We start from the raw sequence: 16,836 nt of genomic DNA on the forward strand, positions 1-16,836 counted from the left end.
GGCGAGAGGCCGCGTTAGAATAGAGCTTGGAGGCAGAGCAGGCGGAATGAGACGGAACGATACAGGAACCCCAAAAAAGAAGACGCGCCGCGCGGCGGGCCAGATGGTGGCCTCGGCGGTGATGGCGCTTGCCATCGCAGTGGGCGGCTTTGGCACCACGGCCCTGTTGGCGTCTCAGCCCGCAGGCTTGACGGTGGAGCCGTCGGCCCTGCTGTGGGAGGGCGAGAGCAACGCGGCCCACAGCACAAAGAAAGACGACAAGGAGGAAGCTCCCAAGCCGTCAAAGACGGACTCTGCATCCTCGGAGGCGGAGAGCACCGCTGCGTCTGCCGCGCAGCCCGCTGCCCCCAGCCAGAATGAGACGGAAGCGCCTGCCGTGTCGGAGGCTCCGGCTGCCCCCGCAGAGGAAACGGCCGCAGCGCCTGCGGCCCCGGAGGCCGCGCCTGCTGACCCCATGATGGGCAGCATCGAGGAGCTGGAGCAGGAGAACAACTTCCCCAGCCTACAGCAGGAGACGGAGGCACTGGCCGCAGAGGATCCCCTGAGCGCACCGGTGGAGCAGGCCGCAGAGGTCCAGCCGGAGGCAGGTGCAGAGACGAACTCTGAGGAGACTGCCCTGCCGGTAAAGACCGAGGAGGGCACCATCCTGCTGACCCCGGAGGAGATCCGCGCCGCACTGGATGCAGGCACGCTGGACGAGAGCAGCATCGACCCCGCCTGTCTCACTGACGAGAACGGCCTGCTGAGCTGGCTGTGGAACCTGCTTTTTGGCAGGAGCGACAAAGACGACAGCGACAGCGGCAGCAGCACCCCGGCCCCGGTCTATTCCGGCTGGCGCACGGTGGGCGGCAAGACCTATTATTATGACCAGTACACCAACCAGCCCGTGAAGGGCATCCAGTCCATCGACAACAAGCTCTACTACTTCGACGCCAACGGCGTGCAGCAGAATGCCACCTTCGGCATCGATGTCTCGAAATATCAGTCCAGCATCGACTGGGAACAGGTAAAGACGGCGGGCGTCAAGTTCGTCATCATCCGCATCGGCTACCGCGGCTACGGCAGCGGTGCGCTGGTGCTGGACCCCATGTTTGAGCAGCACTTCACCAACGCCCGCAACGCGGGCCTGAAGGTGGGCGTCTACTTCTTCAGTCAGGCCGTCAACGAGGAGGAGGCCCGGGAGGAAGCCATGGGCTGTGCCTACGTCCTGAACGGCCGCAAGCTGGACTACCCCATCTACTTCGATACTGAGGCCTCCGGCGGCAAGAATGGCCGTGCCGACGGTCTGGGCGTCGAGGACCGCACCAAGTGCGCCATCGCTTTCTGCGAGGAGGTCAAGGCGCAGGGCTACAAGCCCGGCGTATACGCCTCTACCCTGTGGTTCCGCCAGCGGGTGGACCTGAGCCGTCTGACGGGCTACAGCATCTGGAACGCACACTACGGTGTGGCCAGCAGCCCCATCTCCTGCGATATGTGGCAGGGCAGCTGCACCGCCCGCATCCCCGGCTATGGCGGACAGATCGACGTGAACATCAGCTATGTGGGCTGAGGAGGCGCGCATGGACGTCATCCGCCTCATTGCCTCCGACCTTGACGCTACCCTGCTGGACGGCCAGAGCCAGCTCCCGCCGGACTTCGCGGAGACCGTCCGCGCACTGGCAGAGCGGGGCATCCGGTTCGCTGCCGCCAGCGGACGGCCCATCTATACCTTAGAGGAGATGTTCGCGCCCCTGCAGGACGACATCATCCTTGTGGGTGACAACGGCGGTGCCATCTGCTGGAAGGGCGAGAGCCTGTATCTCTCCGAGATGGACGCCGCCGACTGGCACACGCTGGCCGGGCAGGCCCGGAGCGCGGGCCACGCCGCCGTCCTCTGCGGGCTGGAAACGGCCTATGTGGAGGAGCAGTTCCGGCCATACGACAGGGTCTTCAAGAGATTCTACACCAAGGTGGAATATGTCCCCTATCTGGAGGACGTGACCGCCCGGGTGGATAAATTCACCATCTACTTCCCCGAGGGGGATGCCCAGAAGGGCTACGACGCGCTTTATGGTTCGGTCTGGGGCGGGCGCTTCTCGGTGGCGGTGGCCGGTGCAGACTGGGTGGACATCATGAACCCCGGCGTCCACAAGGGCGCGGCCCTGCTTCGGCTGGGGGAGCGTCTGGGCGTCCCGCCCGAGGGCATGATGGCGTTCGGCGACACCTTCAACGACGCGGAGATGCTGAAGGCGGCAAAGTACGGCTTCCTTGTGGAGAACGGCTCGCCCGCCCTCCGGGAGGAGGTGCCCTTCCTCGCGCCGCCCAACACCAACTCCGGCGTGATGCAGGTCCTGCGCCGTGTTCTGGCCCAGAATGGCCGGGTCTGTGAATCGGATTTCAGAAGAGCAAAATAGAGAACGGCATCGGAGAAAAGCTCAGATGCCGTTCTTTTTTATTGGTATAAAAGTGCGCCCAGCACCGCCGAGAGCAGGATCATCCCGATGGGCGAAGGGGCTTTGCCCTTCGCTTTCTGCCAGACCAGCCGGACGACAGCCAGAAGCGCAAGGATGCCGATGCCCTGCCATGATGGCGCGGGGGCGTCGGCGGCGGTGGAGATGTCCAGCAGGGTGCTCAGGCCCATCGTGAGGGCAGTGGAGAGGATAAGGGGCACGACGCAGGGCCGGACGCCGGAGAGAAAGGCTTCGACCCCGGCGTACTTGAGTAAGTCGTGGATGAGGGCCGCGATGAGCAGGATGATGAAGAAGGAGGGGAGGACGACGCCCAGTGTGGCGCAGAGCGCCCCCAGCACCCCGCCCTGCGAAGAGCCGATGAAGGTGGCCATGTTGACGGCCAGCGGGCCGGGGGTGGATTCCGACACTGCGATGAAGCTCAGAAACTCGGCCTCAGAGAGCCAGCCATGGAGCAGGACTTTTTCCCGGATGAGGGAGATCATGCCGTAGCCGCCGCCGAAGGAGACGGCACCGATTTCGAAAAAGGTGAGGAACAGCTTCAGGAGCATATCACTTTCCCTCCTTTCTGCGGCCCAAGAGCCACGCGGCCACGCCTGCCGCACCGCTGAGGAGGATCAGCAGGATAGACGAGACACTGATGCCCGCCAGCGAAAGGCTCGTCATCGCCAGAAAGACGGACAGGAGGACGCCGGAAGAAAAGAGGGAGCGGTCGAGCGCCTGCAGCATCCGCACACCAGCCGAGAAGATGAGATAGATGACGCAGACCTGAATGCCTTTGAAGGCGTTGGCAATGACGGTGAGCTGGGTGAACTGCTCAAAAAACAGCGAGATGGCGTAGATGATGAGAAAGGACGGCAGGCAGACGGCCACGGTGGCGGCCGCCGCGCCGGGGACTCCGGCCAGCTTGTAGCCGAGGTAGGTGGCGCTGTTGATGGCCACCGGGCCGGGGGTGGATTCCGCGATGGCGGTCATGTCGAGGAACTCGTCCTTATCCAGCCACCTGCGGCGCTGGATAAATTCCTCTTCCAGCAGGGCGATCATAGCATAGCCGCCGCCGAAGGTGAACAGGCCGATCTTGAAAAAGGTAAAAAACAGCGTGCCGAGGCTTTGGGCCTTCGGCGCCGGAGCATTGTGTGTCATAGGCAGGGCCTCCTTTTTCCTTATTTTACGCGTGGGCAGAGCCGACGTCAATAGGGCAGAAAAAGCGGGATTTTGTGCCCGGCGGCTTTACAATCCGGCCAAAAGGCGGTATGCTTTACCCATGAGACTACGATCATTCAGGAGGAAACGATGGACATCCGCCAGCTGCATTATTTTCTGGTCCTCTGCGAGGAGATGAATTACACCCGCGCGGCCCAGCGCCTGTTTTTATCCCGGCAGGCTCTGCGTCAGAGCATCTCGGCCCTCGAAGCCGAGCTGTGCGGGCCGCTCTTTCTCAGCGCCCACCACAAGCTCAGCCTCACCGAACGGGGCGTGAGCTTACAGCGCCATGCCGCGCCGGTGGTGGAGCAGTTTCAGCAGATGCAGGCAGCGCTCCACGCGGAGATCCAGTCGGCCCAGCCGGTGCGCATCGGCATCAGCGTCTCACTGGTGCCGGACTATCTGCCCGGCCTCGAGACCCAGCTGGACAAGTTCCGCCAGCAGTACCCCCACATCGAGATGCGCTTCCGCCTGCTGGACAACGACGCGGTGGCCGAGGGGGTGGAGCAGGGCGAGCTGGACGCGGGCCTCGTGATGGATCTGGGCTGCGCCGCACCGGTGCTGGCCCGCACCACCCTCCGGGCCGACCCGGCCTGCCTGCTGGTGCCGCGGGGCCACCCCTTCTGGGAGAGGGAGAGCGTGCCGCTGACCGAGCTGCGGAACCAGCGGGTCCTTCTGCCCAGCCTGCGGCAGGACCTCTTTGCTCCGCTGTGGGAGGCCTGCGCCCGGGCGGGTTTCGCGCCCAACGCCGAGATCGGCCCCAGCTTCTATCAGGCCTACTACCTCGTGCAGGAGCAGCTCTGCACCTGCCTGACCCGGTATGAGCCGGGGGCACGGCGGGAGCTGGACCGGGTGCGGGATGTCCTGCTGGAGGACCTGCCGCCCCTCTGCGTCTCTCTTTTGCAGCGGCGCGACCACACCTCGGCCTACCTCGACCTGCTGCGCGGCTACCTCATGGAGGTGCTGGGCGGCGCAGCCAGCCTGCCGCCCCGGCGCGGACGTCCGGCCAAGCCCTTCTACGACCTGCCCGTCCTGTCCAGTGCGGCGTCCAAGCCCGCTGTGGTGCATCCGGCCCCCGGCACAGAATTGCCGTTCGAGGGCGGCCACAACTTCCGCGAGCTGGGCGGCTACGAGGCCGACGAGGGCAAGCACGTCAGGTGGGGGCAGATCTACCGGGGCATCCCGACGTGGAAGCTCACCGGTGAGGCTGATCGGAAGCTGCTGGACTCGCTGGGGCTGCGGCTCATCCTTGACCTGCGCAGCGAGGCAGAGGCCGCCGAAAGCCCTGATTATGTGCCCGACGGTGCACGGCTCGTGCGCATCTGCGGCCTCTGCCTTGAGAACGGCAAGGAGGTGGACTTCTCGCCCGAAGACCGGGAGACCCTGCTGAAGGGGATGCCCGACGAGGGACGCCGGATGGCGGATGCCATGTACGAGCGGATGCTGTTCGGCAACAAGGCCTATAAAGAGCTGTTTCGTGCGCTGGAAGTGGGCGAGACGCCGGTGCTCTTCCACTGTTCGGCGGGAAAAGACCGCACCGGCGTGGCCGCGATGCTCATTCTGCTGGCGCTGGGTGCGTCGGATGAGACCATCACCGAAGATTTCGTGAAGACAAACATCTGGCGCAGGCCGGAGCTGGAAAAAGTCTGGGCCGAGCACGCCGATGAGATCGCCGCCGACCCCTCCCGGAAGGACTTCTACCTCGGCGTTTTTGGCGTCCACCCGGAGTCGGCTCCCTTCGTGCTGGACATCATCCGGCAGCGTTTCGGCAGCGCCGAGGCCTATCTGGAGGCCGAATATGGCCTGACTCCGGCCCGTCTGATGCGTCTGCGCCGGATGTATCTGGAATAAATCAAAAATAATTTCGCCTTTCCGCCTTACTTCTCCTTGACATTGTGCAAAATGTTTCGTAATATAAGAAGTAGTATGGAATCTAAGACGCTGTAGGCGGAGCATTCCGCGACCAGATATTTCAATGGGGCATCATTGGCCCGTTTTTATAAGCACATCTTGTAAATCGAAAAGCTGCACCAGACTCACCGCACAGGAAGATCTTTCTCTGCGTCTGTTCTTGTCTGCCTCTTTTTCGTTGAAAATTTGATTTTTGCTGGCCCGCGTTCGGCCGCACAGCGTCTCCTGCCTGTTAAAACAAAATTTGACTGTTAAGGAGAGTGAAGAACAATGACCGTAATCGGAGTGATCGCGGCATTGATCGTTGCTGTCGCTGCCGCAGCTGCGGGCTATTTTATTGGTTACAACAACCGTAAGAAGACCGCTGAGGCCCAGATCGGCAGCGCCGAGGCCGAGGCTACCCGGCTGGTGAACGAAGCGATCAAGGCTGCTGACCAGAAGCGCAAGGAAGCGATTTTGGAAGCAAAGGATGAGGCCTTCCGTCTGAAGGCCGAGGTGGATGCCCAGAAGGCAGAGGCCGACAAGGAGATCAAGCAGCGCCGCGCAGAGATCAGCCGTCAGGAGAACCGCATCGACCAGAAGGAAACGGCCCTCGACCGCAAGACCGAGGCACTGGAAAAGCGCGAGGACGAGCTAAAAAAGAAGCACGAGGAGGCTGACGCCCATCTGGCGGAGGTCGATGCCCTGCGCGCCAAGGAGATGGAGCGTCTGGAGACGCTGGCCGGCCTGAGTCAGGAGGACGCCCGCGAGGTGCTGCTGCACAAGGTAGACGAGGAGCTGACTCACGAGAAGGCCATCCGCGTCGCTGCCTACGAGACCGACCTGAAGGAGAACTGCGACGGCATCGCCCGCAACCTCATCGGTCAGGCCATCAGCCGCTGCGCTGCTGACCACTGCAGCGAAACGACCGTCAGCGTCGTCCCGCTGCCCAGCGACGAGATGAAGGGCCGCATCATCGGCCGCGAGGGCCGCAACATCCGCGCCCTTGAGACCGCCACCGGCGTTGACCTCATCATCGACGATACCCCGGAGGCCATTACCCTGTCCTCCTTCGACCAGACCCGCCGTGAGGTGGCCCGCATGACGCTGGAACGCCTCATCGGCGATGGCCGCATCCATCCTGCCCGCATCGAGGAGACGGTGGAAAAGTGCCGCCACGACCTCGAGCTGCAGATGAAGCGGGAGGGCGAGCGCGCTGTCATGGAGCTGGGCATCCATGGCCTGCACCCCGACCTCATCAAGCTCATTGGCCGTCTGAAGTACCGCACCAGCTTTGGTCAGAACGCGCTGACCCACAGCATGGAGGTGGCATGGCTGGCCGGTCTGCTGGCAGGCGAGATGGGCGTGAATGTCACGCTGGCCCGCCGTGCCGGTCTGCTGCATGACATCGGCAAGGCGCTCGACCACGAGATCGAGGGCAGCCACGTCCAGATCGGCGTGGACATCTGCCGCAAGTACAAGGAAAACACCCAGGTCATCCATGCCATCGAGGCCCACCATGGCGATGTGGAGCCGAAGACGCCGCTGGCCTTCATCATTCAGGCCTGCGACGCCATCAGCGCCGCCCGCCCGGGTGCCCGCCGCGAGAACGTCGAGAGCTATGTGAAGCGTCTGGAGAATCTGGAGGAGATCTCCTCCAGCTTCGAGGGCGTCGAGCAGGCGTTTGCCGTGCAGGCCGGCCGCGAGGTCCGCATCATGGTCAAGCCCGACGTCATCAGCGACGATCAGGTCATCCTGCTGGCCCGCTCCATCGCAAAGAAGATCGAAGATACGCTGGATTATCCCGGCCAGATCAAGGTCAATGTCATCCGCGAGAGCCGTGCTGTCGAGTACGCAAAGTAAGAGATCGAAAAACTAAAAGAGCCGCTGTGCGTGTGCACGGCGGCTCTTTTTACATATTCTCATGGATTCATTGCGAATCGTCGAAATTTATGGTATTCTGATAGTGTCGGCCTTCCGACTCCATTATACGGAGAAGGAGGTGATAAGAATGGAGACCATATTTTCATTTGCGCTGTCCGTCGCAGCAGGTATAGTAGCTTACTACATCTGCAAGTGGCTTGACGAACAGTTCAAGGCTGGCAAGCACTAACCCCTAGGCAGCAGGAAACCCCTTCGGTATTCACAGTACCGCAGGGGTTTCTTGTTGCTTATTTGGTGATATGAATGGCGACTGTCATTCTCATTTGCACCTCTATTATATGCAACCAGAGCGAAAAAGTCAAGCGGGCAGAGGAAAGAGCTGCAAAAGAAGAATGCCGTTTGGACGTGAAATTCAAAGTTTTTTCATAATTTGCTTGACAACCGGAACGGGATGTAGTATACTCCACAGCAACCGAACAAACATACATACAAAGTAGGTTTGTGCTAAATGGGAGGAACATCATGAGAGAGCGAATGTGTTGACAGACAAAAACGACATCACACTCAGAAAATAAAGGAGCATCCGTTTTATGTCTGTAGAAATTTTGGATCTGGCCGCACTGGCTCTGACTGCCGTATTTTTTGCCCTGCTGTACTACCTGCACAAGAAAAAGCACGTTGACTTCGGCGTGCGCACCATTCTGGCGGTGGGCCTCGGCCTCATCGTGGGCCTCGCGTTCAAGGGCCATCACGTCTATGTGGCCGCTGTGGGCACGGTCTATGCCCACGTCGTCTCGGCGGTGGTCATCCCGCTGCTGATCTTCAGCATCATTTCCAGCATCACCAATCTGGGCAACTCCGTTCGTCTGAAAAACATCGGCCTCAAGACCGTTTTCTTCCTCGTCCTGAACACCTTCTTCGCCAGCCTCATCACTCTGGTCGCCGGGGTGGCCACCAACATCGGCCACGGCGTCCAGTATGAGCTGGCCACCGACTACACCGCCAAGGAAGTGCCCACCTTCGTGGACACCGTCATCAGCCTCTTTCCCCAGAACCTCGCTTCGCACTGGGCCAACGGCGAGGTGGTGCCCATCGTGGTCTTTTCCATTCTGGTGGCCATCAGCTATAACAAGTTGGTGGTCAAGAAGCCCGAGGAGGTCGCCCCCTTCAAGAAGTTCATCGACGCCGGCGACCTTGTGATGGGCCGTGTGGTCAGCTACGTCATCTCCTTTACCCCCTATGCTGTCCTGTCCCTCATCGCCCGCGCCGTCAGCCGCTCTTCTCCGGCTGACCTCATCCCGCTGCTGAGTGTTCTGGTGCTGGCCTATATCCTCTGCGCGATCCAGCTCTTCGTGGTGGAAGGCGTACTCGTCAAGCTGGTCGGCAAGCTGGACCCTGTCCGCTTCTTCAAGGGCATCTGGCCCGCAGCCACCGTGGCCTTTACCTCTCAGAGCAGCGTGGGCACCATCCCTGTCACCGTCAACCAGCTGACCAAGAAGCTGGGCGTCAATGAGGATGTCGCCGCCTTTGGCGCAAGTCTGGGCGCAAACCTCGGTATGCCGGGCTGCGCCGGCATCTGGCCCACCCTGCTGGCGGTCTTCACCATCCATCTGCTGGGCATTGAATACATCCCGGTGCAGTACGCTTTCCTTGTCGTGCTGGCTGTGGTCGTCTCCATCGGCACCGTCGGCGTGCCCGGTACGGCTACCATCACCGCCACGGCCCTCTTTGCCGCCGCCGGTCTGCCGGTGGAAGCCATCATCCTGCTTTCCCCCATTTCCAGCATCGTTGATATGGCGCGTACCGCCACCAACGTCGTCGGCGCTGCGGCCGCTACTACTCTTGTGGCCGCCACCGAAGGTCAGCTGGATGAGGCTGTGTACAATGGCGAGGCCGAAGTGCCTGCCGCTGAGGCAGTCTGAGCATTTTCCAAATAAAAAATAAAGTCTGGGCCGCCCGCCGCACCAAAAAGTGCGGCGGGCGGTTTTCTTTATAAAAGAAAGAGGAATGACTGCAGTGTGCATGACGGGAGGACAGATGACGCTCGTTTCATCTGAACTGTGCTCTGAGTGAGTACAGTTCAAGAGGAAAACTATACAAAATTCAAATCAAAATTTCGGTATATTGTTGGTCAAACCACAGAAATCGTCCTTTGGGAGATGTAAATTTGGAAAAAAACCTTTTCTTTCGGCGGAAGACGCGGTATAATGCGGCCAAGGCACAAGGGTGTGCGAAAGGCTCCAGAGGGGGAGCGGAACACCTTGTGCATTTTTTTGAAACAGTCGCTTTAATAGATTAAAGCGGTGTTAGAGAGGGGAAAAGATATTATGAGATTCGATCGTCGTATTTCGCGCCGCAGCTTTCTGGCAGCAGCAGGCGTGTCCGCAGCAGCTCTGGCCCTGACGGCCTGCGGCGGCTCCAGCTCTACGGCAGCTTCCACGGCTGCCTCCACCGGTGCTTCCAGCGCAGCTGGCACTGCCGCAGGCGGCACCCTGAACATCATGCTGGAGACCGAAGTCCAGTCTCTGGACCCGCAGATCGCCACCGACGGCACCTCTTTTGAGGTCATCGCAGACTACACCGACGGTCTGATGCAGATGGATACCGACGGCGCAGCGGTCCCGGCCATTGCCGAGAGCTGCGACATCAGCGAGGACGGCAAGACCTATACCTTCCACCTGCGCGATGCAAAGTGGTCCAACGGCGACGCCGTCACCGCAGCCGACTTTGTGTTCGGCTGGCAGCGGGCGGTTGACCCTGCCAACGCTTCCGAGTATTCCTATATGCTGTCGGATATTGGTCAGGTGGTCAACGCTGCCGAGATCATTGCAGGAGAAAAGCCCGTCACCGATCTGGGCGTGACCGCTGTGGATGACAAGACCCTCGAGGTCCAGCTGAACGTCCCGGTCAGCTACTTCCTGAGCCTGATGTACTTCCCCACCTTCTACCCGGTCAACGAGGCCTTCTTCAACACCTGCGCGGACACCTTCGGTACCAGCCCCGACACGGTGCTGTCCAACGGTGCTTTCATCCTGACCGACTATCAGCCCGCTGCTACCGCATTCGAGATGGTCAAGAACACCGACTATTACGATGCCGACAGCATCGCGCTGGATGGCCTGTCCTATCAGGTCATCAAGGACAGCCAGCAGGCTCTGATGAGCTATCAGACCGGTACTCTGGACATCACCCTGCTGAATGGTGAGCAGGTCGATCAGGTCAAGGACGATCCCGAGTTCATCAGCGTGGGCGCTGGCTATCTGTGGTACATCAGCCCCAACATCAACAGTGTGCCTGAGCTGGCAAACGAGAATCTGCGCAAGGCTCTCACCTTCGCTCTGGACCGCGACGCCATCACCGGCGACGTCCTGAAGGATGGCTCCGCCCCCTGCTACACCGCCGTTCCTCCTCAGTTCGCAACCGGCCCGGACGGCAGCGACTTCAGCGCTGACCAGACCAAGTATGCGGATTACTGCGCATTCGATGCAGCCAAGGCTGCTGAGTACTACGAGACTGCAAAGAGCGAGCTGGGCAAGGACAGCTTCTCCTTCGATATGGTCGTTGACGCCGACGATGCACCTCAGAAGGTGGCACAGGTCGTCAAGGAGCAGCTGGAGACCACCCTGCCCGGCCTGACGGTGAACTTGACCGTTGAGCCGAAGAAGCAGCGCGTGCAGGATATGCAGGACGGCAACTTCCAGCTGGGCCTGACCCGCTGGGGTCCCGACTACGCCGACCCCATGACCTATCTGGGTATGTGGGTCACTGGCAACTCCAACAACTACGGTCTGTGGAGCGACGCCGAGTATGACTCCATCATTGAGGAGTGCACCACCGGTGACCTCTGCACCGACCCCGAGGGCCGCTGGGCCGCTCTGTACGATGCAGAAGCCATCGTTCTGGAGCAGGCCGTCATCTTCCCGCTGTACGGCCAGTGCAACGCCGAGATGGTCTCTTCTGCTGTTACCGGCGTAGAGTTCCACCCTGTGGCACTGAACCGCGTGTACAAGCGCACTGTGAAGAACGCTTAAATAAGAATCGCTGAACCAAGGCCGCACAGTGGCCCGCAAAAGCCACTGTGCGCCTTTTTGGCATTGTACCTGTCCGCAGCACGCGCACGACTGACCGCCGCTGCGGCCACAAAAGGGGGTTCACCTGACGTGAAAAAATATACGCTCAAGCGTGTCCTCACCTCGCTGTTTACGCTGCTGGCCATCCTGCTGGTGCTGTTCATCCTGATGCAGCTGATGCCCGGCTCGCCGTTCAACGACGAAAAGCTGACAGCCGATATGAGAGCCGCGCTCTACGCAAAATACGGCCTTGACCAGCCGATCTATGTCCAGTTCTTCCGCTATGTGGGCAATATGCTTCGGGGCTACTTCGGCGTAAGCTACAACATTTCGAAGAACACGCCCATCTCCCAGCTCATCCAGTCCCGTCTGCCCATCTCCATCCAGATCGGCGGCATGGCGGTCACGCTGGGCGCTCTGGTGGGCCTCGTACTGGGCATCATCGCCGCCCTCAAGAGGGACACCATCTTTGATACCATCGCCACCATCATCTCGGTCATCGGCGTGTCGGTGCCGTCCTACGTCTTCGCACTGGCCCTGAGCTACACCTTCGGCTTCCGGCTCCGCTGGTTCCCGATGCTGTTCTCAGCCAAGGACATCTTTGGTTCCAGCGTTCTGCCCAGCGTGTCGTTGTCCATGTTCACGATGGCCTCCATCGCCCGCTTTACCCGAAGCGAGATGATCGAGGTGCTGGACTCCGACTATATGCTGCTGGCCGAGAGCAAGGGCATCTCTGGCCCGGCGCTCATCTTCCGCCACGCCCTGCGCAACGCCCTCATCCCCATCATCACCGTGCTGGCGCCCCTCATCGTGGACCTGATGACCGGCTCGCTGGTGGTCGAGAAGATTTTTGCCATCCCCGGCGTGGGCAGCCTGTTGGTGACGGCCATCCAGTCCAACGATTACAACGTGGTCATTGGTCTGAGCTTCATCTACAGCGCCATGTACATTGGCATCATGCTGGTCGTTGACCTGCTGTACGGCATCATCGACCCGCGCATCCGTCTGGCAAAGGGGGACGACTGATATGGCAGAAAAAGCGATCCGACTGGGCGGCGAAAGCACCGCAGCAGCCATCACGCAGGCCGTGCAGGAGCTATACCCGGAGCACAGCTTCACCGCCGAAGAGTTTGCCCGGAAAGATAACGCCGCCGAGATTGCGGTGGATACCAACTTTGCGGCCCAGAGCTTCTGGAAAGATGTCCGCATCCGCTTCTTCCGCAAGAAGAGCGCTGTGCTGGGCCTGATCATGATCTTCGTCATCCTGCTGCTGGCCATCTTTGGCCCGGGCATGAATGACTACACCTACTCCGGCCAGGATCTGAGCCAGAAAAACTTTGCGCCCCGCGTGCCCGGCATCGAGCAGTTCGGCATTCTGGACGGCAGCGAGAAGATGAGCACCACCACCGGCACGAAGATCGTCAACAACTATGTCGAAAAAGGCAAGGATGACGTCTACTACTGGTTCGGAAGCGACCTGTACGGCCGCGACATCTGGACCCGTACTTGGGAAGGTGCCCGCGTCTCCCTCATCATCGCCGTGGCCGCTGCGGTCATTGACATGGTCATCGGCATGAGCTACGGCCTTGTCTCGGGCTATTTCGGCGGCAAGGTGGATATGCTGATGCAGCGCTTCCTTGAGATCGCCAACGGCATCCCCCGTCTGGTCATCGTCACGCTGCTGCTTCTGGTGCTGCAGCCCGGCATGGTGACCATCATCTTTGCCCTGATGCTCACCGAGTGGGTGGGCATGAGCCGGATCGCCCGCGCTGAGATGCTCAAGCTGAAGGATCAGGAGTTCGTTCTGGCCTCCCGCACGCTGGGCGCAGGCAGCTTCTTCATCATCTTCAAGGAAGTGCTGCCCAACATCATCGGACCCATCATCACGCAGGTCATGTTCAGCATCCCGACGGCCATCTTTACCGAGGCCTTCCTTTCCTTTGTGGGTCTGGGCATCCCGGTGCCCCAGTGCTCGCTGGGTTCCCTCATCAGTGAGCTGTACAACAGCTTCACCACCCACCCCTATCAGATCATCCCACCCATCGTGGTCATGAGCCTGCTGATGCTCAGCTTCAACCTGCTGGCCGACGGCCTGCGCGAGGCACTTGACCCCAAGATGAAGAGTATGTAAGGAGGCGCACAGCATGCCTGATGCAAAAAGAGAACAGGTCTTGTCGGTGCGAGACCTTGATATTACCTTTAAGACCACCGCCGGCCCCGTCCATGCCATCCGGGGCGTGAACATCGACCTCTACAAGGGCGAGACGGTGGCGCTGGTGGGCGAGTCCGGCTCCGGCAAGTCCGTCACCATGAAGGCGGCTATGGGTATCCTCGCCCAGAACGCCAAGGTGAACAGCGGCAGCATCCAGTTCAGCTACCACCACGCCGACGGCAGCCCGGAGACGGTCGACCTGCTGCAGAAGGACAAGAAGTGGATCCGCCGCCACATCAACGGCAAGCGGATCGCCATGGTCTTTCAGGACCCCATGACCAGCCTTGACCCCACCATGACCATCGGCAAGCAGATCATGGAGGGGATGCTCTGGCACTTCAAGATGCCCAAGGCCGAGGCCTATAAGAAGGCCCTCAAGCTGCTGGAAGAGGTGGGCATCACCGACGCTGAAAAGCGGATGAAGAGCTACCCCCACCAGCTGTCCGGCGGTATGCGGCAGCGCGTGGTCATCGCCATCGCGCTGTCCTGCGACCCCGACCTGCTCATCTGCGACGAGCCGACCACCGCACTGGATGTGACCATTCAGGCGAAGATTTTGGAGCTTATCCGCAGCATCCAGAAGGAGCGCGGCATCTCGGTCATCTACATCACCCACGACCTCGGCGTCGTGGCAAAGGTGGCCGACTATGTCGATGTCATGTATGCGGGCAAGATCGTCGAGACCGGCACCATTGATGAGATCTTCTACGACCCCCGCCACCCCTACACATGGGGCCTGCTGTCGGCCATGCCCGACCTTGACACGGCTGACGAGCGGCTCTACACCATCCCCGGCTCGCCGCCGAACCTGCTGCACGAAAAGGCCGGCGACGCCTTTGCACCCCGCAACAAGTACGCGCTGAAGATCGACGACGAGATCGACCCGCCCATGTTCAAGATCAGCGACACCCACTTTGCAGCGACTTGGCTGCTGGACCCCCGTGCCCCCAAGGTGGAGATGCCGCCGGAGCTGAAGGAACGTGTGGCCCGGATGCGCGCAGAAGCAAAAAAGATCGAGGAGGCGGAGTAAATGGCAGCACAAAGCGCTACCCCTCTGCTGAAGGTCGAGGGGCTGAAGCAGTATTTCAAGGTGAACAAAAACTTCACGGTCAAGGCCGTGGACGATGTCAGCTTTGAGATCTATCCCGGCGAGACCTATGGTTTGGTGGGCGAGTCCGGCTCGGGCAAATCCACCATCGGCCGGAGCATCATCCGGCTGTATGACCCCACCGCAGGCAGGATCACATTCGACGGGCAGGACATCAGCGGCCATCTGAGCCACGCCCAGAACAACACCCTGCGCACCCAGATGCAGATGATCTTCCAAGACCCGATGGCATCCCTGAACCCCCGCAAGAAGGTGGAGGACATCATCGGCGAGGGTCTGGACATCCACCATATGTACAAGACGCAGACCGAGCGCCGCGAAAAGGTGGAGAAGATTCTGGCGAAGGTGGGCCTTGCACCGGAACACGCCGAGCGCTACCCCCACCAGTTCTCCGGCGGCCAGCGTCAGCGCGTCGGCATTGCCCGCGCCCTCATCATGAACCCGAAGCTCATCATCGCCGACGAGTGCATCTCGGCGCTGGACGTGTCGATTCAGGCGCAGGTCGTCAACCTGATGAAGGACATCCAGCAGGAGACGGGCACGGCCTATCTGTTCATCGCCCACGACCTGTCGATGGTCAAGTACATCTCCGACCGCATCGGCGTGCTCCATCTGGGCCACCTGCTGGAAACGGGCACAACGGAGGAGATCTTTGCAAATCCCATCCACCCCTATACCCGCAGCCTGTTGTCGGCCATCCCGCTGCCGAACCCGGTGGTGGAGAAGCGCCGGGTGGCCGAGACCTACGACTACGCCACCTCCGGCATCGACTATTCCAAGGGCACCAGCCACCATGTGGAGGGCAGCCATTACGTCAAGTGTACGGATGAAGAATTTTCCAAATGGTGCAAATAAGACCGTTCAGCTCCCCTCCGGGGGAGCTTTTTTGCGCTCCGGCTACCTTATATATAATAGCGCTGCAAAATGTTTCGTGGTGGGACGTTGTATTCCGGGGGTAAATCTGGTATCATATAAAAACACGGCCCGGAAAGTGCGGGCCGATGAATATGCGTTATAGGATACGGCGCACGCTGCGCCCGATTTTGGAGGAGTACTATGATAATCCCCAGCATTCTGTTCGTTCTGGGTCTGCTCTGCCTCATCAAGGGCGGCGACTGGTTCGTGGACGGCGCATCGGCGCTGGCCCGCCGGTTCCACCTGCCGGAGCTGCTCATCGGCGCAACAGTGGTGTCCATCGGCACCACCCTGCCTGAGGTGATGGTGTCCACCATCTCAGCCGTGTCCGGCCATGGCGAGATCGCCTACGGCAACGCCATCGGCTCGGTCATCTGCAATGCGGCCCTCATCGCGGCCATCACGGTGGCCGTGCGGCCCGCCAAGGTGGACCCCAAGACCCTGCGGGTGCCGGTGGCCTTTTTCTTCGCGGCGGCGGCCGTCTACTGCTTCGCCGCTTACGGGATGGGCCGCTTCACCCGGCCTCTGGGGCTGCTGATGCTGGCAATGTTCGCGGCCTATATGGTGGCGAATGTCTGGCAGATGAAAAGTGCCCCGGCAGAGCCGGAGCACGAAGAAGAGCTGATGAGCCTTGGGAGGATCGTTCTGCGGCTGGTGGTGGGCGCGACCCTCATCGCGCTGGGTGCGAACCTGCTGGTGGACAACGGCACCATCATTGCACAGGCGCTGGGCGTGCCCGAATCGGTCATTGCACTCACCTTCGTGGCGCTGGGCACTTCGCTGCCCGAGCTGGTCACGGCCATCACCTCGCTGATGAAGGGCCACAGCGACCTCTCGCTGGGCAACGTCGTGGGCGCGAACGTCTTCAACCTCGTGCTGGTCAGCGGCGTGTCGGTGGCGCTGGCACCGTTTGATATTCCGCAGAGCGCGACTCTGTTCGGCATCAACTCGAGCCTCGTGCTCGAACTGCCCGTGATGCTGCTGGTGATGATCCTGCTGACCATCCCGGCGCTGGTGCGCGGCAGACTCTCCCGCGTGCAGGGCGTGGCGCTGCTCTGCATCTATGCCGCGTTCTGCGCGGTGCAGTTCACGCTGTGAGGCTTGACA

The 16,836-nt window shown here is 60.8% G+C and carries 13 protein-coding genes; 11 read left to right on the forward strand and 2 right to left on the reverse strand.

Annotated elements, in window-relative coordinates; all coding sequences use genetic code 11:
- Positions 1 to 46: 46 nt before the first annotated feature.
- Positions 47 to 1,549, forward strand: a complete 1,503-nt coding sequence (locus MTP38_RS01355) for a GH25 family lysozyme (protein ID WP_249234011.1) — start codon at positions 47 to 49, stop codon at positions 1,547 to 1,549.
- Positions 1,550 to 1,559: 10 nt separating this feature from the next.
- Entirely contained in the window at positions 1,560 to 2,393 is an 834-nt protein-coding gene (locus MTP38_RS01360) for an HAD family hydrolase (RefSeq protein WP_249234012.1), read from the forward strand.
- A gap of 38 nt (positions 2,394 to 2,431) precedes the next feature.
- Here the strand turns inward: MTP38_RS01360 and MTP38_RS01365 are convergent, their stop codons facing one another.
- Both MTP38_RS01365 and MTP38_RS01370 read right to left on the reverse strand, forming a co-directional pair.
- Entirely contained in the window at positions 2,432 to 2,998 is a 567-nt protein-coding gene (locus MTP38_RS01365) for a chromate transporter (RefSeq protein ID WP_249234013.1), read from the reverse strand.
- 1 nt (position 2,999) lies between these two features.
- The gene (locus MTP38_RS01370; RefSeq protein ID WP_249234014.1) at positions 3,000 to 3,590 is read right to left on the reverse strand and encodes a chromate transporter; all 591 of its coding nucleotides are present in this window, start codon (positions 3,588 to 3,590) and stop codon (positions 3,000 to 3,002) included.
- A gap of 150 nt (positions 3,591 to 3,740) precedes the next feature.
- Here MTP38_RS01370 and MTP38_RS01375 point away from each other — a divergent pair, with 150 nt between their 5' ends.
- The 9 genes from MTP38_RS01375 (at position 3,741) to MTP38_RS01415 (ending at position 16,827) form a co-directional block, all read left to right on the forward strand.
- On the forward strand, positions 3,741 to 5,501 hold the full coding sequence (locus tag MTP38_RS01375) for a tyrosine-protein phosphatase (RefSeq protein ID WP_249234015.1): 1,761 nt from the start codon (positions 3,741 to 3,743) through the stop codon (positions 5,499 to 5,501).
- A 330-nt stretch (positions 5,502 to 5,831) separates the two neighbouring features.
- Positions 5,832 to 7,403: a ribonuclease Y gene (gene rny / locus MTP38_RS01380; RefSeq protein ID WP_249234016.1), complete on the forward strand. Its 1,572-nt coding sequence runs from the start codon at positions 5,832 to 5,834 to the stop codon at positions 7,401 to 7,403.
- A 611-nt stretch (positions 7,404 to 8,014) separates the two neighbouring features.
- Complete coding sequence (locus MTP38_RS01385) at positions 8,015 to 9,346, forward strand: dicarboxylate/amino acid:cation symporter (RefSeq protein WP_249234017.1); 1,332 nt, start codon at positions 8,015 to 8,017, stop codon at positions 9,344 to 9,346.
- A 405-nt stretch (positions 9,347 to 9,751) separates the two neighbouring features.
- The gene (locus MTP38_RS01390; RefSeq protein WP_227620717.1) at positions 9,752 to 11,455 is read left to right on the forward strand and encodes a peptide ABC transporter substrate-binding protein; all 1,704 of its coding nucleotides are present in this window, start codon (positions 9,752 to 9,754) and stop codon (positions 11,453 to 11,455) included.
- Between the two features lie 129 nt (positions 11,456 to 11,584).
- Positions 11,585 to 12,520, forward strand: a complete 936-nt coding sequence (locus MTP38_RS01395) for an ABC transporter permease (RefSeq protein ID WP_249234018.1) — start codon at positions 11,585 to 11,587, stop codon at positions 12,518 to 12,520.
- Between the two features lies 1 nt (position 12,521).
- Positions 12,522 to 13,625, forward strand: coding sequence for an ABC transporter permease (locus MTP38_RS01400; RefSeq protein ID WP_249234019.1), 1,104 nt, complete (start codon positions 12,522 to 12,524; stop codon positions 13,623 to 13,625).
- 13 nt (positions 13,626 to 13,638) lie between these two features.
- Positions 13,639 to 14,736 carry an ABC transporter ATP-binding protein gene (locus MTP38_RS01405; protein ID WP_249234020.1) on the forward strand — a complete coding sequence of 366 codons (1,098 nt, stop codon included), beginning with the start codon at positions 13,639 to 13,641 and terminating at the stop codon, positions 14,734 to 14,736.
- Positions 14,737 to 15,669 (forward strand): ABC transporter ATP-binding protein, encoded by a 933-nt coding sequence (locus MTP38_RS01410; RefSeq protein WP_249234021.1) that lies wholly within the window; start codon positions 14,737 to 14,739, stop codon positions 15,667 to 15,669. It begins immediately after the preceding gene.
- A 201-nt stretch (positions 15,670 to 15,870) separates the two neighbouring features.
- A complete protein-coding gene (locus MTP38_RS01415) occupies positions 15,871 to 16,827 on the forward strand; it encodes a calcium/sodium antiporter (RefSeq protein WP_249234022.1) in 957 nt (318 codons plus the stop codon).
- Positions 16,828 to 16,836 lie beyond the last annotated feature (9 nt).

The sequence above is a fragment of the Faecalibacterium sp. I3-3-89 genome, from assembly GCF_023347275.1.
Taxonomy (GTDB): domain Bacteria; phylum Bacillota; class Clostridia; order Oscillospirales; family Ruminococcaceae; genus Faecalibacterium; species Faecalibacterium butyricigenerans.

Excerpts from the sequence above, each read along its gene's own strand:
- MTP38_RS01415 (WP_249234022.1), top strand. The coding sequence starts at position 15,871 with ATGATAATCCCCAGCATTCTGTTCGTTCTGGGTCTGCTCTGCCTCATC.
- MTP38_RS01405 (WP_249234020.1), top strand. The coding sequence starts at position 13,639 with ATGCCTGATGCAAAAAGAGAACAGGTCTTGTCGGTGCGAGACCTTGAT.
- MTP38_RS01390 (WP_227620717.1), top strand. The coding sequence starts at position 9,752 with ATGAGATTCGATCGTCGTATTTCGCGCCGCAGCTTTCTGGCAGCAGCA.
- MTP38_RS01355 (WP_249234011.1), top strand. The coding sequence starts at position 47 with ATGAGACGGAACGATACAGGAACCCCAAAAAAGAAGACGCGCCGCGCG.
- MTP38_RS01360 (WP_249234012.1), top strand. The coding sequence starts at position 1,560 with ATGGACGTCATCCGCCTCATTGCCTCCGACCTTGACGCTACCCTGCTG.
- MTP38_RS01370 (WP_249234014.1), bottom strand. The coding sequence starts at position 3,590 with ATGACACACAATGCTCCGGCGCCGAAGGCCCAAAGCCTCGGCACGCTG.
- MTP38_RS01375 (WP_249234015.1), top strand. The coding sequence starts at position 3,741 with ATGGACATCCGCCAGCTGCATTATTTTCTGGTCCTCTGCGAGGAGATG.
- MTP38_RS01385 (WP_249234017.1), top strand. The coding sequence starts at position 8,015 with ATGTCTGTAGAAATTTTGGATCTGGCCGCACTGGCTCTGACTGCCGTA.
- MTP38_RS01400 (WP_249234019.1), top strand. The coding sequence starts at position 12,522 with ATGGCAGAAAAAGCGATCCGACTGGGCGGCGAAAGCACCGCAGCAGCC.
- MTP38_RS01410 (WP_249234021.1), top strand. The coding sequence starts at position 14,737 with ATGGCAGCACAAAGCGCTACCCCTCTGCTGAAGGTCGAGGGGCTGAAG.
- rny (WP_249234016.1), top strand. The coding sequence starts at position 5,832 with ATGACCGTAATCGGAGTGATCGCGGCATTGATCGTTGCTGTCGCTGCC.
- MTP38_RS01365 (WP_249234013.1), bottom strand. The coding sequence starts at position 2,998 with ATGCTCCTGAAGCTGTTCCTCACCTTTTTCGAAATCGGTGCCGTCTCC.